The 20,012-nt window shown below is 62.2% G+C and carries 23 protein-coding genes and 1 tRNA gene; 14 read left to right on the plus strand and 10 right to left on the minus strand.

Annotated elements, in window-relative coordinates:
- Positions 1-18 precede the first annotated feature (18 nt).
- Complete coding sequence (locus tag NKK52_RS17455; RefSeq protein WP_023683637.1) at positions 19-636, plus strand: hypothetical protein; 618 nt, start codon at positions 19-21, stop codon at positions 634-636.
- On the opposite strand, the gene NKK52_RS17460 is transcribed toward NKK52_RS17455, so the two are convergent.
- Positions 637-1,563: a metallophosphoesterase family protein gene (locus NKK52_RS17460; protein WP_023683636.1), complete on the minus strand. Its 927-nt coding sequence runs from the start codon at positions 1,561-1,563 to the stop codon at positions 637-639.
- Between the two features lie 71 nt (positions 1,564-1,634).
- Between NKK52_RS17460 and NKK52_RS17465 the strand changes: the two genes are divergently transcribed.
- Complete coding sequence (locus NKK52_RS17465; RefSeq protein ID WP_031197573.1) at positions 1,635-2,135, plus strand: NUDIX domain-containing protein; 501 nt, start codon at positions 1,635-1,637, stop codon at positions 2,133-2,135.
- A 16-nt stretch (positions 2,136-2,151) separates the two neighbouring features.
- Here the strand turns inward: NKK52_RS17465 and NKK52_RS17470 are convergent, their stop codons facing one another.
- Positions 2,152-3,138 (minus strand): glutathione S-transferase family protein, encoded by a 987-nt coding sequence (locus NKK52_RS17470; protein WP_023683634.1) that lies wholly within the window; start codon positions 3,136-3,138, stop codon positions 2,152-2,154.
- A 271-nt stretch (positions 3,139-3,409) separates the two neighbouring features.
- Between NKK52_RS17470 and NKK52_RS17475 the strand changes: the two genes are divergently transcribed.
- The 6 genes from NKK52_RS17475 (at position 3,410) to NKK52_RS17500 (ending at position 8,151) form a co-directional block, all read left to right on the plus strand.
- Positions 3,410-3,946, plus strand: a complete 537-nt coding sequence (locus tag NKK52_RS17475) for a GNAT family N-acetyltransferase (protein ID WP_023683633.1) — start codon at positions 3,410-3,412, stop codon at positions 3,944-3,946.
- 106 nt (positions 3,947-4,052) lie between these two features.
- On the plus strand, positions 4,053-4,814 hold the full coding sequence (locus NKK52_RS17480; protein ID WP_023683632.1) for a 3-hydroxyacyl-CoA dehydrogenase: 762 nt from the start codon (positions 4,053-4,055) through the stop codon (positions 4,812-4,814).
- 6 nt (positions 4,815-4,820) lie between these two features.
- Positions 4,821-5,987 carry a CaiB/BaiF CoA transferase family protein gene (locus NKK52_RS17485; RefSeq protein ID WP_023683631.1) on the plus strand — a complete coding sequence of 389 codons (1,167 nt, stop codon included), beginning with the start codon at positions 4,821-4,823 and terminating at the stop codon, positions 5,985-5,987.
- Between the two features lie 35 nt (positions 5,988-6,022).
- On the plus strand, positions 6,023-6,793 hold the full coding sequence (locus tag NKK52_RS17490) for a HugZ family pyridoxamine 5'-phosphate oxidase (RefSeq protein WP_023683630.1): 771 nt from the start codon (positions 6,023-6,025) through the stop codon (positions 6,791-6,793).
- Between the two features lie 153 nt (positions 6,794-6,946).
- Positions 6,947-7,285, plus strand: coding sequence for an ArsR/SmtB family transcription factor (locus NKK52_RS17495; RefSeq protein WP_023669951.1), 339 nt, complete (start codon positions 6,947-6,949; stop codon positions 7,283-7,285).
- Between the two features lie 71 nt (positions 7,286-7,356).
- A complete protein-coding gene (locus tag NKK52_RS17500; RefSeq protein WP_023683629.1) occupies positions 7,357-8,151 on the plus strand; it encodes a TrmH family RNA methyltransferase in 795 nt (264 codons plus the stop codon).
- A gap of 38 nt (positions 8,152-8,189) precedes the next feature.
- Here the strand turns inward: NKK52_RS17500 and NKK52_RS17505 are convergent, their stop codons facing one another.
- Together NKK52_RS17505 and NKK52_RS17510 are read right to left on the minus strand one after the other, a co-directional pair.
- Positions 8,190-9,350 (minus strand): coiled-coil domain-containing protein, encoded by a 1,161-nt coding sequence (locus tag NKK52_RS17505; protein WP_023683628.1) that lies wholly within the window; start codon positions 9,348-9,350, stop codon positions 8,190-8,192.
- A 155-nt stretch (positions 9,351-9,505) separates the two neighbouring features.
- Complete coding sequence (locus tag NKK52_RS17510; protein WP_245259859.1) at positions 9,506-10,042, minus strand: DUF1134 domain-containing protein; 537 nt, start codon at positions 10,040-10,042, stop codon at positions 9,506-9,508.
- Between the two features lie 392 nt (positions 10,043-10,434).
- Between NKK52_RS17510 and chpT the strand changes: the two genes are divergently transcribed.
- Complete coding sequence (chpT, locus tag NKK52_RS17515) at positions 10,435-11,064, plus strand: histidine phosphotransferase ChpT (RefSeq protein ID WP_023669947.1); 630 nt, start codon at positions 10,435-10,437, stop codon at positions 11,062-11,064.
- A 243-nt stretch (positions 11,065-11,307) separates the two neighbouring features.
- On the plus strand, positions 11,308-11,676 hold the full coding sequence (locus NKK52_RS17520; protein ID WP_023669946.1) for a response regulator transcription factor: 369 nt from the start codon (positions 11,308-11,310) through the stop codon (positions 11,674-11,676).
- Between the two features lie 85 nt (positions 11,677-11,761).
- On the opposite strand, the gene ctrA is transcribed toward NKK52_RS17520, so the two are convergent.
- The gene (ctrA, locus tag NKK52_RS17525; RefSeq protein WP_006203583.1) at positions 11,762-12,457 is read right to left on the minus strand and encodes a response regulator transcription factor CtrA; all 696 of its coding nucleotides are present in this window, start codon (positions 12,455-12,457) and stop codon (positions 11,762-11,764) included.
- 449 nt (positions 12,458-12,906) lie between these two features.
- Between ctrA and NKK52_RS17530 the strand changes: the two genes are divergently transcribed.
- Positions 12,907-13,284: a flagellar export protein FliJ gene (locus NKK52_RS17530; protein WP_023669945.1), complete on the plus strand. Its 378-nt coding sequence runs from the start codon at positions 12,907-12,909 to the stop codon at positions 13,282-13,284.
- Positions 13,285-13,403: 119 nt separating this feature from the next.
- Here NKK52_RS17530 and NKK52_RS17535 read toward each other — a convergent pair whose 3' ends face one another.
- A complete protein-coding gene (locus NKK52_RS17535; protein ID WP_023683627.1) occupies positions 13,404-13,793 on the minus strand; it encodes a winged helix-turn-helix transcriptional regulator in 390 nt (129 codons plus the stop codon).
- A 92-nt stretch (positions 13,794-13,885) separates the two neighbouring features.
- On the opposite strand from NKK52_RS17535, the gene NKK52_RS17540 reads away from it, so the two are divergent.
- Positions 13,886-14,815, plus strand: coding sequence for an NADP-dependent oxidoreductase (locus tag NKK52_RS17540; RefSeq protein WP_023683626.1), 930 nt, complete (start codon positions 13,886-13,888; stop codon positions 14,813-14,815).
- A 67-nt stretch (positions 14,816-14,882) separates the two neighbouring features.
- On the opposite strand, the gene sciP is transcribed toward NKK52_RS17540, so the two are convergent.
- Positions 14,883-15,158: a CtrA inhibitor SciP gene (gene sciP / locus NKK52_RS17545; protein WP_023683625.1), complete on the minus strand. Its 276-nt coding sequence runs from the start codon at positions 15,156-15,158 to the stop codon at positions 14,883-14,885.
- A gap of 257 nt (positions 15,159-15,415) precedes the next feature.
- Here sciP and mnmA point away from each other — a divergent pair, with 257 nt between their 5' ends.
- Positions 15,416-16,606: a tRNA 2-thiouridine(34) synthase MnmA gene (mnmA, locus tag NKK52_RS17550; protein WP_023683624.1), complete on the plus strand. Its 1,191-nt coding sequence runs from the start codon at positions 15,416-15,418 to the stop codon at positions 16,604-16,606.
- A gap of 64 nt (positions 16,607-16,670) precedes the next feature.
- On the opposite strand, the gene NKK52_RS17555 is transcribed toward mnmA, so the two are convergent.
- Positions 16,671-17,630 (minus strand): Gfo/Idh/MocA family protein, encoded by a 960-nt coding sequence (locus tag NKK52_RS17555; protein WP_023683623.1) that lies wholly within the window; start codon positions 17,628-17,630, stop codon positions 16,671-16,673.
- A gap of 235 nt (positions 17,631-17,865) precedes the next feature.
- On the opposite strand from NKK52_RS17555, the gene NKK52_RS17560 reads away from it, so the two are divergent.
- Positions 17,866-17,942, plus strand: a tRNA-Met gene (locus tag NKK52_RS17560).
- On the opposite strand, the gene NKK52_RS17565 is transcribed toward NKK52_RS17560, so the two are convergent.
- Positions 17,899-19,527, minus strand: a complete 1,629-nt coding sequence (locus NKK52_RS17565) for a recombinase family protein (RefSeq protein ID WP_084633984.1) — start codon at positions 19,525-19,527, stop codon at positions 17,899-17,901. The two genes, NKK52_RS17560 and NKK52_RS17565, sit on opposite strands and share 44 nt — an antisense overlap.
- Complete coding sequence (locus tag NKK52_RS17570; RefSeq protein ID WP_156939271.1) at positions 19,478-19,726, minus strand: hypothetical protein; 249 nt, start codon at positions 19,724-19,726, stop codon at positions 19,478-19,480. The genes NKK52_RS17565 and NKK52_RS17570 overlap by 50 nt, the downstream gene beginning before the upstream one ends.
- Positions 19,727-20,012 lie beyond the last annotated feature (286 nt).

Raw genomic sequence — 20,012 nt, forward strand, 5'->3', positions numbered from 1 at the left:
ATCAGCGAGGCGACGCCGATGAAGGACACTGGCGAAAACATCACCCCCATCGACACCTCCCGCAAACTGTCCGACGCCGTTCGCGATGTGAAAAATGCCTTCGCCGATCGCGACGATGTCGTGGTCGACATGCGCGAGGCGCACCGGATGCGGCTTGATCTGCTCGCCGCCGAGCTCGCCCCGGTCTTTGCCGACGTGCCCGCCGACATGGACAATTTCGACTTCGTCGTCTCCTCCGGCCTGCAGCCCCGCCTGTGGATCGACGCCGTCAGCCATGTCGCCATGGGGCGCGACCGCCGCACCTACCGCTTTCTCAGGGATACCCGCATCGGCCGCGTCGTGCTCGCCGAATCGACCGATATGAAACCGGTCGCCGATCAGGTCACGCGCTATGTGGCGGAGCGTATCGTCGAGCGCCAGCGCATGATGGAGGGCGGTGTCGAGCCGGCCGTCGCCGACCTGAAACGCGCCGCCGTGCCGGAAGCTGAGCCGCCCTTGCAAGCAGCCGTGCCCCGCAAGGGCTGGTCGACGTTCCTTTCCGGTCTCGGCTTGGTCGCCGCCGGCGCGCTTGTTGGCCTGGCGGTGGCGGCCGCGCTGTTTTGGGATCGCCTGATGGCGATGAAGATCAGCTTCTGATCAACGATCTGGAGGCCTCGGTGTCTGCGCGCCGAGTTCAATGACCTGCAGGTCCGATGGCGGCAAGGCCGGCCCTGTCAGGCCGCGCCGCGTCAGGCGAATCAGCCAATTGCCCTTCTCCCCGTCAATATCGAGCAGATTGTACTGTGCCGCCGGGTTCTTGCTGCCTGGCGACTGCCCGGCGGCGGCGACGCCGACGACCGGAATCCTGGCGCCGCGCCCGCCAATGAAGAACAGCGACGGCAGATGCGAATGGCCGTGCAGCACGAGTTCGGCGCCATGCCTATGAACGGTCTTGTGGAAGCGGGAGATGCCGAACAGGCGCTTTTGCTGGGCGACGGCGCCGCGCACCGGCGGATGATGGATCATGATCACCCGCAACAGGCCGCGTTTGTTCGTTGCGTCGAGCACTGTCGCCAGCCTTTGCGCCTGACCTTCGAGGAAGAAGCCGTTGGCCATGAACGGCGCCGTGGCGCGCGCCGTCGAAACGCCGATCAGCGCGACATTGCCGCGTACGCGCAGATAGGGAAAAGCGTTGCGGTCGATCGGCGCAGTCACGCCGTCGCCGCTCATCCACGCCGCCCAGGAGCGGCAGACCTTGTCGAAGGCGCCCGGCACATAGGCGTCGTGGTTGCCCGGCACCACCGAGACATCCTCCGGCGAACCCAGCGTCTCAAGCCAGTGCTTGGCCATCTCGATCTCGCCGTCGAGCGCCAGATTGACCAGATCGCCGGTAACGGTGAGGTGGTCGGGTGTGCTCGCCTTCATGTCGGCGACGATGGTGTCGATGACGGCATCGTGCATATGGCGGCGGCGGTTGCGCTGCCAGTTGACGTAGCCGACGACGCGCTTGGACGCGAGTTCGCGATAGGTTACACCGGGAAGCGGCCCCAGATGGACATCGGAAATATGCGCGAGCCTGAACATCCTTCCTTCATAGGCGACGCGCTCCCCGCTTTCCACTCACTGTTTCCTGCCCATCCACGGTTTCGCTAGTCATGGCTATATCGGACCCGGAGCAGGCGTTTCGCCAGACCGGCTGGGCAGGCCTCAGGGCAAGGCTGTTCCATCTCTATTTCCTGCTGCGGCGGCCGATGACGCTGGGCGTGCGCGGCCTGATCCACGATCGCGCCTCGAACACCGTCTTCCTCATCCGCCACACCTATGTCCCCGGCTGGCAATTGCCGGGCGGCGGCGTCGAGGTCGGCGAAACGCTTGGCGAAGCGCTAGCGCGGGAACTGGCCGAGGAAGGCAATATCGCGCTCACCGCCCCGCCGGTGCTGAAGTCGATGCATTTCAACCGCCGCTCCAGCCGCCGCGACCATGTCGGCCTCTATCTCATCGAAACCTTCAACCAGACCGCGCCGAAACTGCCGGACCACGAGATCGCCGAAGCAGGCTTCTTTCCGCTCGACCGCTTGCCGCATGGCACGACGCCGGCGACGCTGCGGCGGCTTGCCGAGGTTTTTGAAGGCCAGCCGGTATCGCCGTACTGGTAGGCTGTCAATCCGATGCTCACGCCGCCTGCCTGAACCGCGCCCGGTCGTGCGGCGCGCCATAGTCGAGCCCAGGCCCGACCGGCACGATGCGCGTCGGGTTGATGCTCTCGTGGCTGCCGTAATAGTGCATTTTGATGTGGTGCAGGTTCACCGTGCCGGCGATACCAGGCACCTGGTAGAGGTCACGCAGATAGTTCGAAAGGTTCGGATAGTCGGCTATACGGCGCAGATTGCATTTGAAATGGCCGAAATAGACCGGGTCGAAACGCACCAGCGTGGTGAACAGCCGCCAATCGGCCTCGGTGACACGCTCGCCAGTGAGATAGCGCTGTTTTGACAGTCGGCCCTCCAGCGTGTCGAGCGCCGCGAACAGCTCGCCGAACGCCTCTTCATAGGCCGCTTGCGTGGTGGCAAAGCCGGCGCGGTAGACGCCGTTGTTGACGGCGGGAAAGACCAGCGCATTGACCTTGTCGATCTCGCCGCGCAGGCTTGGCGGATAGGAATCGAGAGCGGCATCGCCCCACTCGTCGAAGGCCGAATTGAGCATGCGGATGATTTCGGCGGATTCGTTGGAGACGATGGTCTCTTCCTTCTTGTCCCACAGCACCGGCACCGAAACCCGGCCCGAATAGGCTGGATCGGCCTTGGTGTAGATTTGGTGCAGGAAGTCGAGGCCGTAGAGCGTGTCGCCGGTGGCGCCATCCTCGGCCAAAAACGTCCAGCCCTCAGCACCGAGGAAATGATGCACGACTGAAACCGGGATGATGTCTTCTAGCTTCTTCAGCGCGCGAAAGATCAGCGTGCGGTGCGCCCACGGACAGGCGAGCGAGACATAAAGATGGTAGCGTCCGGGCTCGGCCTTGAAGCCGCGCGTACAACCTTGCGCCGGCGCGCCGTCGCGCGTGATCCAGTCACGCCACTGCGTCTCGGCGCGGATGAACCTGCCGCTGCTATCGACATTGGCCGGACGGTCCTGCCATTTGCCTTCGACCAGCAATCCCATACGAAATCTCCTTGCGTGCCTTGGCCAATGTAGTCGCAAGGCGGCAATGCCGAAGCCGTCATCTGCTGAACAGAGCGTCACTCGTATGAAACGCCGGATGAAAACAGCCGATTGCAGCCGCCGGAAATTGATGCTAGCGGACACTCCGCATGTTCGATCTTGGCTTGATCCGGTTTGACCGACGACGAAAGGGCGCCCGCGCTTAGAAAGCGCTGACTGGCGAACGCTGCCGCTTGCAGCAACCTTTCCTCTTTATCGGACCGCGAAGACCATGAGCCTTGCCGACGTGAAATACCTGCCGGAAACTCCGGCGCATGATCCCGAAATCGAAGCCATCAACGACGAAGCCTTTGGCCCCGGCCGTTTCGTGCTGGCCGCCTACAAGATTCGCGAGACCGGCGGCCACGAGCGCTCGCTATCCTTTGTCGCCATGAATGGCGACATCGTCGTTGCTTCGGTGCGCATGACCCGCATCGCCGCCGGCGCCGGACGCGCGCTGATGCTCGGGCCGCTCGCCGTGCGGCCCGCCTTCAAGAATCTCGGTATCGGCCGCCGGCTCGTGGCGATCGCGCTGGAGGCGGCCGCCAAGGCCGGCGCGCCGGCGGTGATCCTTGTCGGCGACGAGCCTTATTACGGCCCGCTCGGCTTCAGAAAGATCCCCCGCGGCCAGATCTCCATGCCGCGCCCGGTCGACCTCGACCGGCTGCTGTCGCACGAGATCGTGCCCGGTGCCGTGGCGCGGCTCTCCGGCGAGGTCGGCCATGCCAGCCTTGCCAGGATCGCGGAGCAGGCACCAGTGATGGCCTGAGCTCCAGGATCGGTCGCGGCACCGGTCGCGATGGATCCCCATTGGTCAGGTTGCACCATGGCGGCGACCTCCGTAGCATGACCCGGAACAGCACGGAGCATGCAGCATGAACCCGAACGGCCAGATTGCGATCGTAACCGGCGGCGGCTCCGGCCTCGGCGAGGCAACCGCCCGCGCGCTGGCCGACAAGGGCGCGCGCGTCGCCATTTTCGATATCGGCATCGACAGGGCATCGAAGGTGGCGGGCGACATTGGCGGCGCCGCTATCCAGTGCGATGTGAGCAGCGCCGACAGCGGTGCGGCCGCGGTCGCCGAGGTGGAAAAGAGACTTGGGCCAGCGCGCATCCTGGTCAATTGCGCGGGCATTGCCATCGGCGTGAAGACGATCGGCAAGGATGGTCCACATCCGCTCGACCAGTACCGCAAGGTGATCGAGATCAATTTGATCGGCACCTTCAACATGATCCGCCTCGTCGCCGACCGTGCCGCCAAACTCGAACCGCTGCAGGGCGGCGAGCGCGGCGTCATCGTCAACACCGCGTCGGTGGCCGCTTATGATGGCCAGATCGGCCAGGCCGCCTATGCCGCATCCAAGGGCGGCGTCGTCGGCATGACGCTGCCGGTTGCCCGCGACCTGGCGCGCTCCGGCATTCGCGTCTGCACCATCGCGCCCGGCATCTTCAAGACGCCAATGATGGCCGGCATGCCGCAGGAGGTGCAGGATTCGCTCGGCGCGGCCGTGCCGTTCCCGTCCCGCCTCGGCGAGCCGTCCGAATATGCCGCGCTCGCCCTGCATATCGTCGAAAACCAGATGCTGAACGGCGAAACCATCCGCCTCGATGGGGCAATCCGCATGGCGCCGAAATAGACGGCCATGGCGGCCGGCGCAGTGAAGACCGGTCCGCTGGCCGGCCTGAAAGTCATCGAGATGGCTGGGCTCGGCCCGGTGCCTCTGGCCGGGCTGATGCTGTCGGAGATGGGCGCCGAGGTGCTGCGCATCGAGCGCACCGGTTCGGACCAACCCCTGCTGCCCCTCTCCGATGCGTACAATCTCGACCGTCACGGCCGCTCCATCCTGCGCGTCGACCTCAAGCAGGCCAAAGGAACGGAACTGCTGCTGCGCCTTGCCGAAAAGGCCGATCTGTTTGTCGAAGGCTTTCGCCCCGGTGTGATGGAGCGGCTTGGTCTCGGCGCGGATGCTGCATTGGCGCGGAATCCGGCGCTGATTTACGGCCGCATGACCGGCTTCGGCCAGGACGGGCCGCTCGCAGGTCGTGCCGGCCACGACATCACCTACCTCGCCTATTCGGGTGTGTTGCATGCCATCGGCCGGGAGGAAGGTCGGCCGGTGCCGCCGCTGAATCTGATCGCCGACAATGGCGGCGGCGCCATGATGCTGATCGCCGGGGTGCTTGCAGCGCTGTTCGAGCGCTCGCGCTCCGGCAAAGGCCAGGTGATCGACGCGGCGATGGTCGAGGGCGCTTCGATGCTGGCGGCCCCCATACACGCCTTCATGTCGGCAGGTCTGTGGAGCGACCGGCGCGGCGCCAACCTGCTCGATTCCGGTGCGCCCTTCTACGACACCTATGAGACGGCGGACGCACGCCACGTTGCGGTCGGCTGCCTTGAGCCGCGCTTCTTCGCCGCATTCGCAAGGCTGCTGCCGCTCGGCGAGGATTTTGTCCGCGGCCAATACGACAAGGCGTTGTGGCCGGACATGCGCGCGGCCATTGCCGACCGGTTCCGGCAGAAGACACGCGACGACTGGGACGCGCTGTTTGCCGCAAGCGATGCCTGCGTGGCGCCGGTTCTGTCGCTGGCCGAAGCCAGGGATCATCCGCACAACCGGACGCGTCACGCATTTGTGAAGGCCGGTGCGCTCGAGCGCCCCGCGCCCGCGCCACGCTTTTCGGCCTCGCAGCCGGCGCTTGCCGGCATGTCTGAAGATGACGATCAGCTGCCCCAGACTGTGCTGGCGCGCTTCGGCTTTTCGACAGCCGAGATCAAAGCGCTTGTCAAAGCCGGCATGATTGGCCAGTAACTGGATTTAGAAAATCAACTTACCTGGTGAGCATTTTGGACCAGCCGAAGAAGGACGTCATTCGCGCGACGGACGCCGAGGCGATCAGGCTGGCCGCAACGCTGATCCGCAGCGCCCGTTTCGGCGCCCTCGCGGTGATCGAGCCGTCGACCGGCGCACCGCTGGCCTCCAGGGTCGGAGTCGCCACCGACATCGATGGCACGCCTCTGATCCTTGTCTCGGCGCTGTCAGCCCATACCGGCGCCATCCTTGCCGAGCCGCGCTGCTCGCTGCTTGTCGGCGAACCCGGCAAGGGCGATCCGCTGGCGCATCCCAGGATAACGCTGGTCTGCCGGGCGCAGCCGCTGGAACGCGGGTCGAGCGCGCATGCCCGCGCCGAGCGGCGCTATCTCAACCGCAATCCCAAGGCAAAGCTCTATGCCGGGCTCGGCGATTTCTCGATCTTTCGCCTCGAGCCGGAGCGCGCCAGCCTGAATGGCGGCTTCGGCAAGGCCTACCTGCTCGACCGTGCCGATCTCATCACCGAGGGGCCGATCGTCGACGAGCTGGCCGCCAGCGAACAATCCGCTCTCGACCACATGAATGCCGACCATCTCGACGCCATCGCCGTCTATGCCCATCATTTCGCCAGGGTTGAAGGTGATGGTTGGACCATCACCGGCTTCGATGCCGATGGCATGGACCTGGCATCGGGCGACACCGTTTGCAGGGTCAATTTTCCGCAGCCATTGAAGACCGCGCGCGACCTGCAGCCGGTTCTGGTCGACCTGGCCAAAGCCGGTCGTGCGCCAGCTACGCAAGGATAATCGTCATGAATCAAAAGCACGTCTTGAGATTTGGGCGAAATGATCTACGATTCAGGCGACGCTGAATCAGCAGCGTGATCCATAGCTGAATTATAGCAGCCAACGCTATTTGCCCCCATAGCGTTTGGATGAGCAGGAAAACATGGGGCATCGATGGTCTCGACCAAACTAATCGCCAATGCCGAATCGGCGGCGACATTTCTGACCCTTATGGGCAACGAAAAGCGGCTCTTGATCATGAGCTATCTGGCCGACGGTGAAATGTCGGTCGGCGCCATCGCCGAAAAGGTGATGCTCAGCCAGTCCGCTTTGTCGCAACATCTGGCCAAGCTCAGGGCGCTCGATCTTGTCGAGACCCGCCGCGACCGGCAGATGATCTACTATTCCTGCAAGTCCGAAGCCGTGCGCGAACTGTTGCGCATGCTGGACGGCATTTTCGGGATAGGCGACTTGTCCCAAATGGCAACGCGTCTGCGCCGCGCCGGGACTTGACCTGCGGGGCTTGACTGGCGGCTCCGATCGCTTCTTACCTCGCTGACGATTTTTCGCCGGCCGAGGTATTGATGGATCCGATCCAGATCGACGACGCGCGCGATCCGCGGGTCGCCGCCTATCTCGACATCCGCGAGCGCGATCTCACCGGCCGCCATGGCCGGTTCGTTGCCGAAGGCAAGGTGGTGCTGGACGTCCTGCTGTCAGCCGGACGCTTTGCTGCGGAGTCGGTCCTGGTCCTCGAAAACCGGCTGGCCGGGCTCGACGACATCCTGCGCAAGGCCCCTGCCGACCTGCCGGTCTACGTTGCGGCAAGCGCCGTCATGGACAGGATCGCCGGCTTCCACATGCATCGCGGTATATTGGCGATCGGCAGCAAGGGCACGCCACAGCCCGCCGAGGCCTTGCTCGACACCTTGCCTGCCGAAGCGTTGATCGTCGTTCTCATCGGCATCGCCAACCATGACAATATCGGATCGATCTTCCGCAATGCCGCCGCCTTCGGCGCCGATGCCGTCTTCGTCGACGCCACCTGTTGCGACCCACTGTATCGCAAGGCGATCCGCGTCTCCGTCGGCGCCGCGTTGAAGGTGCCCTTTGCGTCCTTCGGCGACACTGAAGCCTTCATCGCGAAGCTCGGCGAGTTGGGCTTCGGCCAGGTCGCTTTGTCGCCGCGTGGTGAGGCTGACATTCGCGATGCCGCGCGACCGAAACGACTGGCGCTCTATCTCGGTACCGAAGGCGAGGGCCTCCCGGAGAGCCTGCTTGCCCGCCTGCGGACGGTGCGGATCGCGATGTCGGAAGGGTTCGACAGCCTGAATGTTGCTGCCGCGTCAGCCATTGCGCTGCACCATTTTTCGCCCTGATAGGCGTAGTCAGGCAATTCCAAGCCGGGGCTTGAAACTCAGCTCGGCAAATCTGCCTTCTGCAACGCCCGGACGCGATCGGCCAGGCTGGTGGTTCCTGACCGCGTTTCCTGCGGCGCCGCCAGCGCCTTGGCGATCGGTGAATCAGGTCCTTCGAGCTTGGCCGTCAAATGGACGACCTCAGCCGCCAGATTGTTCATCTGTTCGCGCAAGGCAGAACCGGCATCATTGCCATTGCCGGGGCCATTCCCGGGCTTCGCGGATCCAGAACCGCCAAGCTCCGCCTTCATCCGCTTGTTTTCGCGGGCCAGCGTCGTCAGCCTGGCTTCGAGCCGCTCTCGGTCGCCTTCGAGCTTGGCGAGCGTCTTGTCGATGTCCTCGTTCCTGGCGCGGGCACTGTCTTGCGCACCAACCAGGCCAGCAGCCGCGGCGCCTCCTGTAGCCTCGCCCTTCACCCGCTCGCGAAGCCGGGCCAGTTCCTTTTCTCGGCGATCGAGCTTGTCCTCGCGATCGGCAAGCGTGGCGAGCAGGCGCTCGAGCTTTCTGTCGAGGTCGGCGGTTCTTTTCTTTTCGGCCTTCAAGGCATCGCGCGTGGCCTTGCCTTCGGCGACGACTTCCTGATGGCGCTTGTCGGCCTCCTTCCGCTGGCCGCGCAGCACTGAAATGTCGTTGGCAAGTTTTTCCAGCTCGGATTCGCGAGCCACCAGTTCGATCTGACGATTGCTGGAGGAGAAGGACGCGTCGTCGTACATATGTTCGAGCTTTTCCAGCTCGAGCGCGCGCTTTTCCATCATGCGCTCTGTTTGTGCAAGCCTGTCCGACAGCTGTTGTATGTGCTGCTCGCGATGCAGCAGCAATTCGTTTTTTTCCCCGAGCTCCGAAAGCGCCTGCTTCTTGTCCTTGCGCTCGACCGCCAGGCCCTTCAGCGCCTCGCGGCCGCGATTGATTTCGACGAGTTGCTCATTCGCCTGCTCACGCAGCGTCTTGATGCTGATTTCGAGCCGGCGCGTCGTCATGGCGAACTCGGCCCGCAAGCTGTCCTTGTCGGCCTGGATCTCGGCCAGCGTTCGCGGCACCGACGCCTCGACACGCTTGCGTGTCAGCGCGACCGCCCGCCGCCAGATGGCCGGCGCGACCAGCAGCGCCAGAAAGCCTGCGCACAGAAAGCCGAGGGCGAAGAACAGGATCGACTGAACCAAGGTGACTACCCGTTACGGGCGGGCCGCTATCCGGCAACCGCCAAGTCTGGACTTTGCCATGTTCGCATGACGCAAATCCAGCGCTGCGGCAAGGGTTTGCCGCAGCTGCACCGGGTCAGAATCTGTTGATCGGGTCGAAGTGTGGTCGGAATCGCTCAGAAAGGATTCCAGGTCGGCCTCTGCGTCAGCTTCAGATAGCCGAGATTGACGCCAAGCCGCGCGCCGACGCCGGTGCGGATCGGCACCAGCAGCACCCTGTTGTTCTGCAGCACGTTGAAGCCGACGCCGGCCACGACATAGGCCGAACCGGCAACGCCGCCGAACCGATTGTAGAGATTGCTGACGTCGTCGAGGTTATAGACGAGCATCATCACCCGCGATCCCTCGCCGCCGAAATCCCAACCGAGCGAAGGCCCTTGCCAGAACACCTTATGGTCGCCGGCATTCTTGGTGTAGAGCGTACCTTCGCCATAGGTCAGGCCCCCGATCAGCGCGCCGGATCCCTCTTCGCCGAGCAGATAGCCATTGGGCAGGCCGTAGGAGGCAAAAATCTTCTCGACGACGGTTGCGAGACCGCCCGACGTCGCGCCGAAGAACTTGTGACCGGAATCGACGATCTCCTGAGCGGTGTATTCCTGTGCCCGCGACGCAGAGGTTGAGAAAGCGAGAGCGCCCATGAGGGCAATCGCCATGAAGAAGACGCGGACAAACGTCCGGTCGTAGAATCGGGAAACCATGCTTCCAATCTCCGTCAGGGAGCACTTTCGCCGACGCCTCGCACCCCGTCCGGCTCTTTAGGCGGCCGTTAAGGATGACTGTTACGGGCAAACTATGCCGTAATCCTTTTTCAACCATTAACCTCCCACATGAACATGGCGGTTCGAAGGCTGTTTCTGACTGTCTGCACGGGCTCCCATCCTGTGCAAAGATGCCGTTTTTCTCACAAGAATTGTGGATTGTTGCTGCACGCTCGGGCGCTGTGTATTCAGAATGCCTGGGGGGGAGAGAGCGTGATTCGGGTGGTGAGCGTGGCTGTCGGCCGCGCGGCCACCAGGATGTGAATTTTAGCAGGGATTTTTCGCCGATGGCTGAGCTTTTCTCTCTCTCCGCACCCGATCTCGCAGCCTTGTTGTGCAGCCGAGTCTGCCACGACATCATTTCGCCGGTCGGCGCCATCAACAACGGCCTCGAACTCCTGGACGAGGGCGGCGCCGACGAAGACGCCATGAAACTGATCCGGCAGAGCGCCAGAAACGCTTCGGCCCGCCTGCAATTCGCCCGCATCGCCTTCGGTGCCGCCGGTTCGGCGGGCATGATGATCGACACCGGCGATGCCGAGTCCGTCGCCATCGCCTTCCTGAAGAACGAGAAGCCGGAATTGATCTGGAACGGGGTTCGCGCCCTGCTGCCCAAGAACAAGGTCAAGCTGCTGCTCAATTTGCTGCTCGTCGCCAATGCTGCCATCCCGCGCGGTGGCAGATTGGTGGTCACGCTGGAAAACCTCGACACCGAGCCGCGCTTTGCGCTTGCCGCAAGCGGCCCGATGCTGCGCGTGCCGCCGAAATTCCTCGAGCTCCATTCCGGCAACAAGCCCGAGGAGCCTATCGACGCCCATACCGTCCAGCCCTACTACACGCTGCTGCTGGCGCGTGAGGCCAACATGACGATCTCGATTCATGCGACCGCCGAAGAGATCGTGCTGTCCGCGGCTTGAGCGAAGCCGTTCGGCAGGACGCCGAGCATCAAGAACAATCAAGTATCTTTTCCCGCTGATATTTGCGGCAATTCAGAACAGGCAAGTTTCACCGCCGGCAACGCCCCTGCCGAATGGGGCTGCAAACGACATGTTTGTAAAAACTTTACCTAACGGCTTTTCTGCTTCTTTACCAGATCGGCCTAGTGTGCATCCCGATACCCGGATGCCGCCGGTTCGCCCCATGGCAAAGAGGACCCGGAAATGAAGCGCTGCATGTTTGTCGACGATTCGAGCGTCATCAGAAAGGTTGCAAAACGGATTCTTGGCGGCTCCGACATGGTGGTCATCGAAGCGGCAACTGGACTTGATGCTGTCGAGATGTGCGCTGCCGAGATGCCTGATGTGATTGTCGTCGACGGCGCCCTGCCGGACATGCAAGCGGTCGACGTCATTCGCCAGGTTCGCGCCATGGAGAGCACGATCAAACCACAGATTCTGATCTCACTGGTCGAGGTCGATGTTGCCTCGATCATGAAGGCAAAGCGCGCCGGCGCCCAGGGTTATCTGTTGAAGCCGTTCAACCGGCCGCAACTGCTCGAACGTTTTCGTACCTTGAAGGTTGCCGCCTGATTCGGCTCGTTTTCGGCCAAAAAGGACAGCAAAAAACCCGGCCTGAGCCGGGTTTTTTGCATTGATTCAATGGGATGATGTTCGCTCAGGCGCTGACGCGGATGTCTTCCGGCTCGCGCAGCACATAGCCGCGACCCCAGACCGTCTCGATGTAGTTCTGGCCACCGGATGCTGCGTCGAGCTTCTTGCGCAGCTTGCAAATGAAGACGTCGATGATCTTCAGTTCCGGTTCGTCCATGCCGCCATAAAGGTGGTTGAGGAACATTTCCTTGGTCAGCGTGGTGCCCTTGCGCAGCGAGAGCAACTCCAGCATCTGGTATTCCTTGCCGGTCAGATGCACGCGCTGGCCGCCGACTTCGACGGTCTTGGCGTCGAGATTGACCACCAGGTCGCCGGTGGTGATGACCGACTGGGCATGGCCCTTGGAACGGCGCACGATGGCATGAATGCGGGCGACCAGCTCGTCCTTGTGGAACGGCTTGGTCATATAGTCGTCGGCGCCGAAGCCCAGGCCGCGCACCTTGTCCTCTATACCGGCCATGCCGGACAGGATCAGGATCGGCGTCTTCACCTTGGACAGGCGAAGTGTCCGCAAGACTTCGTAGCCGGACATATCGGGAAGGTTGAGGTCGAGAAGAATGATATCGTAATCATAAAGTTTACCGAGATCGACACCTTCTTCGCCGAGGTCGGTCGTGTAAACATTAAAACTTTCAGATTTGAGCATCAGCTCGATGCTCTGAGCGGTTGCACTGTCGTCTTCTATCAGCAGAACGCGCATTTCATTCCCCTTTTCTGCCGCCGGACCATGTCACGACCCATCCGGGACCGGAGCAGTGATTGCCTGAACAGAGGCTGCCATCGAATGGTTAACAAAACCTAATTCCGCACCAAGGACGGTACCAGATTTTTTAACCCCTTTCTACACCCTCTTGAATCTAATGATGAATCACAGAACCAAATCGCTAATGCAACACATTAATAAGTCGGACTAAGTGACTCAAGGGACTCGCTGGCCGGCTTCCGTATCGGGAGCCGGAATTTTTACCCGGCCTTAAGTCCTCGCCCTTATGATTAACAATGCGCGTAAACGAATGGTTACCGCCGGCAAAAAACTTTAGGGATTTGTTTCCCATAGTTCGGGGAATGCCGGTGGATACGGGCGGCGCCAGGCCCTGGCGGACGGATTGGACGATATGTGCAGGTGTGCGTTTCCGGGAGTACCGAATCATGAAGTCACGTGAAAACCTCGTTCGGCTGAAGCAATTTCAGGTGAATGAGAAGCGGCGGCAGCTGCTGCAGCTCGACATGATGATCGCCGAGTTCGAGCGCATGGCCGTTGAACTGGAGCTTCAGATCACCGCCGAGGAGAAGAAGGCCGGCATCACCGACATCAATCATTTTGCCTATCCGACCTTCGCCAAGGCGGCGCGTCTGCGCCGTGATAACCTCAGAAACTCTCAAAGCGACCTCGCCCAGCAGCGAAGCGCTGCCGAATCATTACTCGGCGAAGCTGAAGCGGAGCTTTCCAAGGCCGAGATGCTGGAATCGCGCGACACCAAGATCCGCGACGCGGAACTCGGCGGTCGCAGCGCCATGATCGGCTGACGGCAGGGTTTTAACCCGACCGGCGCCGCCTGACGCCGCGCTTTGCTTTGCGTGTAGCGCGCCAAAAGGCTCCGGCGCTGCTGACCTGGCCGCAAGGCGGCCGCAGCTTCAGGCCCGTGTCAAATCCCGTCCTGGTTCGCCGCTGCCCTCGCCCGCGCTTGCTTGATGTCAGGCACATGCTCTTCCGACCAGGACCGTATTTGGGTGAGCAGCCCCGCCAGGTTCTGGCCAAGTTCGGTCAATTCATATTCGACCCGCGGCGGGATCACCGGAAAGATTTCGCGCCGCACCAGCCCGTCGCGCTCGAGGACGCGCAGGGTCTGCGTCAGCATTTTGGGTGTGATGCCTTCGAGCTTACGCGCCAGTTCCCCATTGCGCATCCGGCCACGGCGCAGCGCACAAACCGTCAGATAGACCCATTTGCTGGCCAGCATCTCGAGCACGGCGTGCGAAGGACACGTCCGCTGGAAGGCGTCATAGCCGGAGCCGCAATCATTATCACTATCCATGAGGTGCCTATATATGGAAAAGGTACATACTGGACAAGGGAATGTTACTATCGAAATGATAGTGGCTCAGAAAACCCCAGCAGGAGCCTCCCATGCGTGCCGTTATCCAGAATTCCGTCGGCGGGCCCGACGTCCTCGTCATCGCCGATCGCCCCGCGCCCTCGCCCAAGTCAGGCGAAGTGCTCGTGCGCGTGCATGCCGCCGGCATCAATCCGGTCGATGGCTCGGTGCGCGCCGGTTACTATCCTTTGCTGGGCGAACCACCCTTCACTTTGGGCTGGGATATTTCAGGCACGGTCGAGGCGGTAGGCCCAGGCGTCGATGGCGGCCTCAAGGTCGGTGACGCCGTGTTCGGCATGCCGCATTTTCCCAAGCAGGCCGCGGCCTATGCGGAGCTCGCTGTCACCCCGGCCGATGAAATCGCACCGAAGCCGCAAGGCATTGACCACAATCATGCCGGCGCGCTGCCGCTGGCCGGTCTGACCGCCTGGCAAGGCCTTGTCCGCCATGGCGGCCTGAAGCGCGGCCAGCGCGTGTTGATCCATGCTGCGGCCGGCGGCGTCGGGCATCTGGCGGTGCAGATCGCCAAGGCGCACGGCGCTTATGTCATCGCCACCGCCAGCCCGAAGAAACTCGATTTCGTCCGCTCGCTCGGCGCCGATGAAGTGGTCGACTACACCAAGCGAGATTTCACCGCCGAGGTCAGCGAAATCGACCTGGTGCTGGAGCCGATGGGCGGCGACCATGCCGACCAATCGCTGACAGTCCTGAAGGGCGGTGGCGCCCTGGTGTCGCTGCTCAATGTCCACGACACCACCCGAGCCAAGGCTGCTGCGCGTGGGATCCGCGTCGAGCGCATGTCCGTCGTGCCCGACCGTGAAGGCCTCGTCGAACTTGGCAAACTGGTCGATGCGGGAAAGCTTGCGGTCCATGTGGCAAAGAGCTTTCCGCTCGAACAGGCGGGCGCCGCGCACGCCTTTCTCGCCACCAGGCCGATCGGCAAGGTGGTGCTGACGGTCTGAAGCAGCAGGCATTACCGACAGGCAAAAGGGCGCGGTTACTGCGCCCTTTTCTATTGTGGTCCTGGCTCTAGTGCCGGTATTGCTGGATGCGCGTCGTGCGCAACCCGGCAAGGCCGTATTCGTCGATCGACGCTTGCCAGGACAGGAATTCCTCGGTGGTCAGCTTGTAGCGCTGGCATGCCTCGTCGAGGCTCAAAAGCCCGCCGCGCACCGCAGCAACCACTTCCGCCTTGCGCCGGATAACCCAGCGACGTGTATTCGTCGGCGGAAGATCGGCAACCGTAAGAGGGCTGCCGTCAGGCCCAATAACATATTTGACTCGCGGTCTAACAAGATCGGTCATCGTACTCTCTACTAAAAACTCAAAGACCCAATCCCCACCACATTACCGCCACAGCTTTAAAAATTGCCTAAGCGAACCCTAATGAGTAGGTAAGGATCATGAACGCCGCGTTAGTCTTTTCGTCGGCATTTGAGGCAACGGCGGACAGACGCGCGATTTTCCCGCAAAATCGGCACCGCCGCAAAGCTGGCGCCGCTGGTGTGGTTGACCTATATTCGCGCCACTGCCATTGAAGCGCCGCGCAGAACGAAAGAACCATGAACAGCCTCGACCTTCCCGCCAGCCCGCAAAACACCCGCATCGTCGTCGCCATGTCGGGCGGTGTGGATTCGTCTGTCGTTGCCGGCCTTTTGAAGCGCGAAGGCTATGATGTCGTCGGCGTCACGCTGCAGCTCTACGACCATGGCGCCGCAACGCACCGGGCCGGGTCGTGCTGCGCCGGCCAGGACATTGACGATGCCCGCCGCGTTTCCGAGACACTGGGCATTCCGCATTACGTGCTCGACTATGAGGAGCGCTTCCGCAAGGCGGTCATCGACCCGTTCGCCGAGAGCTACGTTGCCGGCGAAACGCCCATTCCGTGCGTCTCTTGCAATCAGACGGTGAAGTTCGCCGACCTTTTGGCCACCGCCAAGGACCTTGGCGCCGATGCGCTCGCCACCGGCCATTATATCCGCTCCGGCGCCAATGGCGCCCACCGCGCGCTATTCCGGCCCGTCGATGCCGATCGCGACCAGAGCTATTTCCTGTTTGCCACCACGCAGGCGCAGATCGACTATCTGCGCTTTCCGCTGGGTGGGCTGTCCAAGCCTGCGGTGCGGGCCATCGCCGAAGAAATGGGGCTGACCGTTGCCGCCAAGCAGGACAGTCAGGACATCTGCTTCGTGCCGCAGGGCAAATATTCCGACATCATCGCCAAGCTGAAGCCGGCTGCCGCCAACCCAGGCGACATCGTCCATATCGACGGCCGCGTGCTCGGTCGCCATGACGGCATCCTGCGCTATACGATCGGCCAGCGCCGCGGCATCGGCATCGCCTCGGGCGAGCCGCTTTACGTCGTCCATCTCGACGCCGACCGGGCCCGCGTCATCGTCGGTCCGCGCGAGGCGCTGGAGACGCACAAGATCTATCTGCGCAACATGAATTGGCTGGGCGATCGCGCGCTGTCCGACATTCCGGCCGCCGGCATGGAGCTGTTCGCCAAGGTGCGCTCGACGCGGCCGCCGCGCCCGGCCGTGCTGCATCACCGCGCCGGCAGCACCTTTGTCGAACTGGTCGACGGCGAGTCCGGCATCGCGCCCGGACAGGCGTGCGTGCTCTATTCCGACGACGGCAACGAAGCCCGCGTCTTCGGCGGCGGCTTCATCGAGCGCTCCGAGCGCGGCGCCGAGGCCGAAGCCATGCTCAGCCGGCTCGCAGCCAGGCCGGCGCAGATTCCCGCTGAGTAAACACTACCCTCTCGGAGACAGTTTTAGTTTCGATCTGCCTTAAGAGCAGGGTTTCGAAACGGTCTCAGGACTTTGTGTGCGTGACTGTACCCGCCGTCAGGATGCGCAGCACCCTGATGGCTTCCTCGCCGCTGGTGCGCGGCTCGGCCCGCGTCTCGATACACTGGATAAAGTGCTCGAGCTCGCGCGTCAGCGGCATCCCCTGGCCGACCGCGACATAGGACGGCTCGTTGGTGGTGAAGGCCCACTGGCCGCTGTCCTGCCACACCGCGTGGCGGTAGACGGCCAGCTTGCGCTCCCAGGGCTCGACATCGTCGAACACCGCCATTGCCTTGGTGCCGACCACGGTCAGCCGCCGCTCGCGGTAGGGATTGAGCCGCGAGGTGAAGAGATGGCTGCGCAGCCCGTTGGGAAAACGCATGTGCAGATGCGCGAAATCGCTGAGATTGTCGAGGAGTGCCGCCCCCTCGCCCCTGACCTCGATCGGCTCGGTGCCGGTGATGGCCAGGATCATCGACAAATCGTGCGGCGCCAGATCCCACAGTGCGTCGTTCTCGGTGTGGAATTTGCCGAGGCCGAGCCGGTGCGAGTGGATGTAGCGGACCTCGCCGAGCTCGCCATTGTCGATCAGCGCCTTCAGCGTCTCGAAGGCGGGATGGAAGCGCAAGACATGGCCGACCATGAACACGCGGCCATTGTCCTTGGCCGCCTGCACGGCGCGCTCGGCGTCGGGCACGGTCAACGCAATCGGCTTTTCCACCAGCACGTCCTTGCCGGCCTCAGCGGCGCGCACGGCAAGATCGGCATGGAATTGCGGCGGCAGCGCCATGACGATGGCGTCGATATCGTCACGCACGAACAGCTGGTCGGGCTCGATCGCCAGGCAGTCCTGCTCGCTGGCAAAGCCTTCGGCCCGCGCCCGATTGGCATCGGAAACCGCATGCAGCGCGCCGAGCGCCTTGAGGGTGCGGATGTGGTTGCTGCCCCAGTATCCGCAACCGAGGACTGCAATGCGCGGCTTCATCAGCTTCAAACTCTAATTTCTTGGCCGAGACATAGCGGCGTGCCCCGTCGAACTCAACCCCGGTGGCTTACCGGAGATGCCAGCCCGGCAAAGCTTTTGCCGGCGACAATATGCCGGCGCCCCTCGCGCATCGATGCTTGACAGGCTCGCCCTCCCAACCTTATATCCGCGCGACCTTGGCGAACGCCTCGAAATGCCTTTCGATTTAAGGCGATTTCGGGCCTTTCGCCGCCCTGGCGGGGTAGCTCAGTTGGTTAGAGCACGGGAATCATAATCCTGGGGTCGGGGGTTCAAGTCCCTCTCCCGCTACCACCATACCCCCCGACGCTCTGACGCCGTTGGGGAAGGCTTTCTCCCCCAGGAGTGCCATTAGACGTCCGGCGATTTCCACTTCGACTCCGCCGAGCCTTGATGGATCGCGAAACACGGTCACGGTTTCGATCAAGTCCCGCATCGCCTCTGCGGATTCGGAATCGCCGGCCATAAGGCCTTTTGCAAGTCCGGCCTGCAGTTGATTCAATTGTTGTTCGTAGCTTGCCAACACTGCAGGATGCAGTGCGATCACGGTGGCCGCCGCGGGCACCTGATCCAGTTCCGTCACAATCGCTTTCCGCTCTTCATTCAGCGTTGTTGATTGCGGTCCCAAGACTGCTGGATCGCCATGGCCCTTGGCGATGGCGGTGACCAGGCGGTCGATCTCGCGCGACAGTTCTCCGAGCCGTCGCTCCAGGCGAGCACGCCGTGCATCGGTATCGGCTGCAAGGCGCCTTCGTTCCTCTTGATAGGTCTGGACGTAATGGGCAATTACGTCAGGATGGCGCAACTCGGCGGCGAGGCCGGTCAGGACCGCAGTTTCGACGGTATCCAGATAGAACGTCTTGGGATCAGAGCAAATTCCGCTTTCCGTGGCGGCGGAACAGCGGATGCGAACACGCTTGGTCTTGTCGATACCCTTTGATGACATACCCGCACCACAAGCACCGCACTTAAGGAGTCCCGTTAGCAAGTGCTGCGGTCGGCGCTGATGGCTTGGATGAGTGATTGCCCGCGCCTTCTTCCTTGCTTGTGCCGCATCGAACAATGCAGCCGAAACAATGGCAAGATCGGGAACTTCGACTGTTTGCCACTCGCCCCTGGAATTTGGACGCGAGACACGCTTGCCAGTATCAGGATCTTTGACCATTCGGACCCTGTTCCAGATCAAGCGACCGGCATACAGTTCATTTTGAAGCAGCCCCGTACCTCTTTGCACATTGCCATTGATAGTTGAGGCGTTCCAGGTTCGGCCGCGAGGCGGCGGCACGCCATCTTTGTTGAGTTTGTGGGCGATATCGCGTGGCGTCTGACCCTCGACATATTCGCCAAAGATGCGACGCACGATCCGCGCTTCCTCTTCTACGATCATGCGCTTCCCAGGATCGCCCAACACGTAAGCGTAACCATAGGTCAATCCGCCGGCGTGAAGGCCATTTTTGATGCGCCCTGCTTGGCCTCGGCGGACTTTGTGAGCAACGTCCTCGCGGTATAGTTGGCCGACAAGGCCACGAAGCCCGACCAAAACCGTATTGACCACACCCTCGTGAACCGCACGAATTTCGATGCCAAGAAATGAAAGGCGCTTGTGAATGCCTGCAAGGTCTTCCATGTCGCGAGAGAGCCGATCAAGCGCCTCCACGACGAGAACATCAAATTCGTGCTCACGAGCTTTGTCCATGAGCTGCAGCAGACCATCACGCCCCAAGACCGAACCGCCGGAGCGGGCTCGATCGTCAAACGTTGCGACAACGTTCAAACCCTCACGCTCTGCGTACGTCCGGCATAGTGCGAGTTGATCGTCTATCGATCGCTCATTCTGAAGGTCGGTTGAGAAGCGTGCGTAGATCGCGGCTCGATTCATGATGTGTTTTCTCGGCCTGTTGGCGCTCGTGATCCTCGCGGGCAGATTGGCGCGCGAGAGCGCTTGCAAGACGAAGAATCGCCCTATCAGGCGGCCGATGCAAGGCCTGATTGTGGATTTTCACCACCATTGCGGGTAGTGCCCGGTACGGGTCGAGAATGGCGATGGACTTGAAAAATATGCGGACAGCTTTCCGCAAGATGCGTGGACTCCTTTGAGCCAACCGAGACCGCGATCTTTCTCCATACCTAGCAAGATGTATCCAGTCGCGAGATGACGGAAGCACTTAAAGCGGTCCGTCGCAGAAACGGACAGCGTGGCGTGCTATTCGGAAACCTGCCCGTCTGACCTGTTGCTTTCGTTGAACATCAGAAAAGAGAAAAAGAGCGTCCAATCATGCACGGCCGGGCCACCAGCATCCGCCCTCCTGCCCAATTGCGCTCGCACCTTCATCGCTGGGCGGTGCCGCGCTCGAACTGGTTCAT

The sequence above is a fragment of the Mesorhizobium sp. C277A genome, assembly GCF_040324395.1.
GTDB lineage: Bacteria > Pseudomonadota > Alphaproteobacteria > Rhizobiales > Rhizobiaceae > Mesorhizobium.

Coding starts and splice junctions, on each gene's coding strand:
- ctrA (WP_006203583.1), bottom strand. CDS start 12,457: ATGCGCGTTCTGCTGATAGAAGACGACAGTGCAACCGCTCAGAGCATC.
- NKK52_RS17565 (WP_084633984.1), bottom strand. CDS start 19,527: ATGAATCGAGCCGCGATCTACGCACGCTTCTCAACCGACCTTCAGAAT.
- chpT (WP_023669947.1), top strand. CDS start 10,435: ATGGCTGAGCTTTTCTCTCTCTCCGCACCCGATCTCGCAGCCTTGTTG.
- sciP (WP_023683625.1), bottom strand. CDS start 15,158: ATGACCGATCTTGTTAGACCGCGAGTCAAATATGTTATTGGGCCTGAC.
- NKK52_RS17455 (WP_023683637.1), top strand. CDS start 19: ATGAAGGACACTGGCGAAAACATCACCCCCATCGACACCTCCCGCAAA.
- mnmA (WP_023683624.1), top strand. CDS start 15,416: ATGAACAGCCTCGACCTTCCCGCCAGCCCGCAAAACACCCGCATCGTC.
- NKK52_RS17540 (WP_023683626.1), top strand. CDS start 13,886: ATGCGTGCCGTTATCCAGAATTCCGTCGGCGGGCCCGACGTCCTCGTC.
- NKK52_RS17480 (WP_023683632.1), top strand. CDS start 4,053: ATGAACCCGAACGGCCAGATTGCGATCGTAACCGGCGGCGGCTCCGGC.
- NKK52_RS17535 (WP_023683627.1), bottom strand. CDS start 13,793: ATGGATAGTGATAATGATTGCGGCTCCGGCTATGACGCCTTCCAGCGG.
- NKK52_RS17485 (WP_023683631.1), top strand. CDS start 4,821: ATGGCGGCCGGCGCAGTGAAGACCGGTCCGCTGGCCGGCCTGAAAGTC.
- NKK52_RS17555 (WP_023683623.1), bottom strand. CDS start 17,630: ATGAAGCCGCGCATTGCAGTCCTCGGTTGCGGATACTGGGGCAGCAAC.
- NKK52_RS17460 (WP_023683636.1), bottom strand. CDS start 1,563: ATGTTCAGGCTCGCGCATATTTCCGATGTCCATCTGGGGCCGCTTCCC.
- NKK52_RS17495 (WP_023669951.1), top strand. CDS start 6,947: ATGGTCTCGACCAAACTAATCGCCAATGCCGAATCGGCGGCGACATTT.
- NKK52_RS17510 (WP_245259859.1), bottom strand. CDS start 10,042: ATGGCGATTGCCCTCATGGGCGCTCTCGCTTTCTCAACCTCTGCGTCG.
- NKK52_RS17530 (WP_023669945.1), top strand. CDS start 12,907: ATGAAGTCACGTGAAAACCTCGTTCGGCTGAAGCAATTTCAGGTGAAT.
- NKK52_RS17500 (WP_023683629.1), top strand. CDS start 7,357: ATGGATCCGATCCAGATCGACGACGCGCGCGATCCGCGGGTCGCCGCC.
- NKK52_RS17465 (WP_031197573.1), top strand. CDS start 1,635: ATGGCTATATCGGACCCGGAGCAGGCGTTTCGCCAGACCGGCTGGGCA.
- NKK52_RS17520 (WP_023669946.1), top strand. CDS start 11,308: ATGAAGCGCTGCATGTTTGTCGACGATTCGAGCGTCATCAGAAAGGTT.
- NKK52_RS17475 (WP_023683633.1), top strand. CDS start 3,410: ATGAGCCTTGCCGACGTGAAATACCTGCCGGAAACTCCGGCGCATGAT.
- NKK52_RS17470 (WP_023683634.1), bottom strand. CDS start 3,138: ATGGGATTGCTGGTCGAAGGCAAATGGCAGGACCGTCCGGCCAATGTC.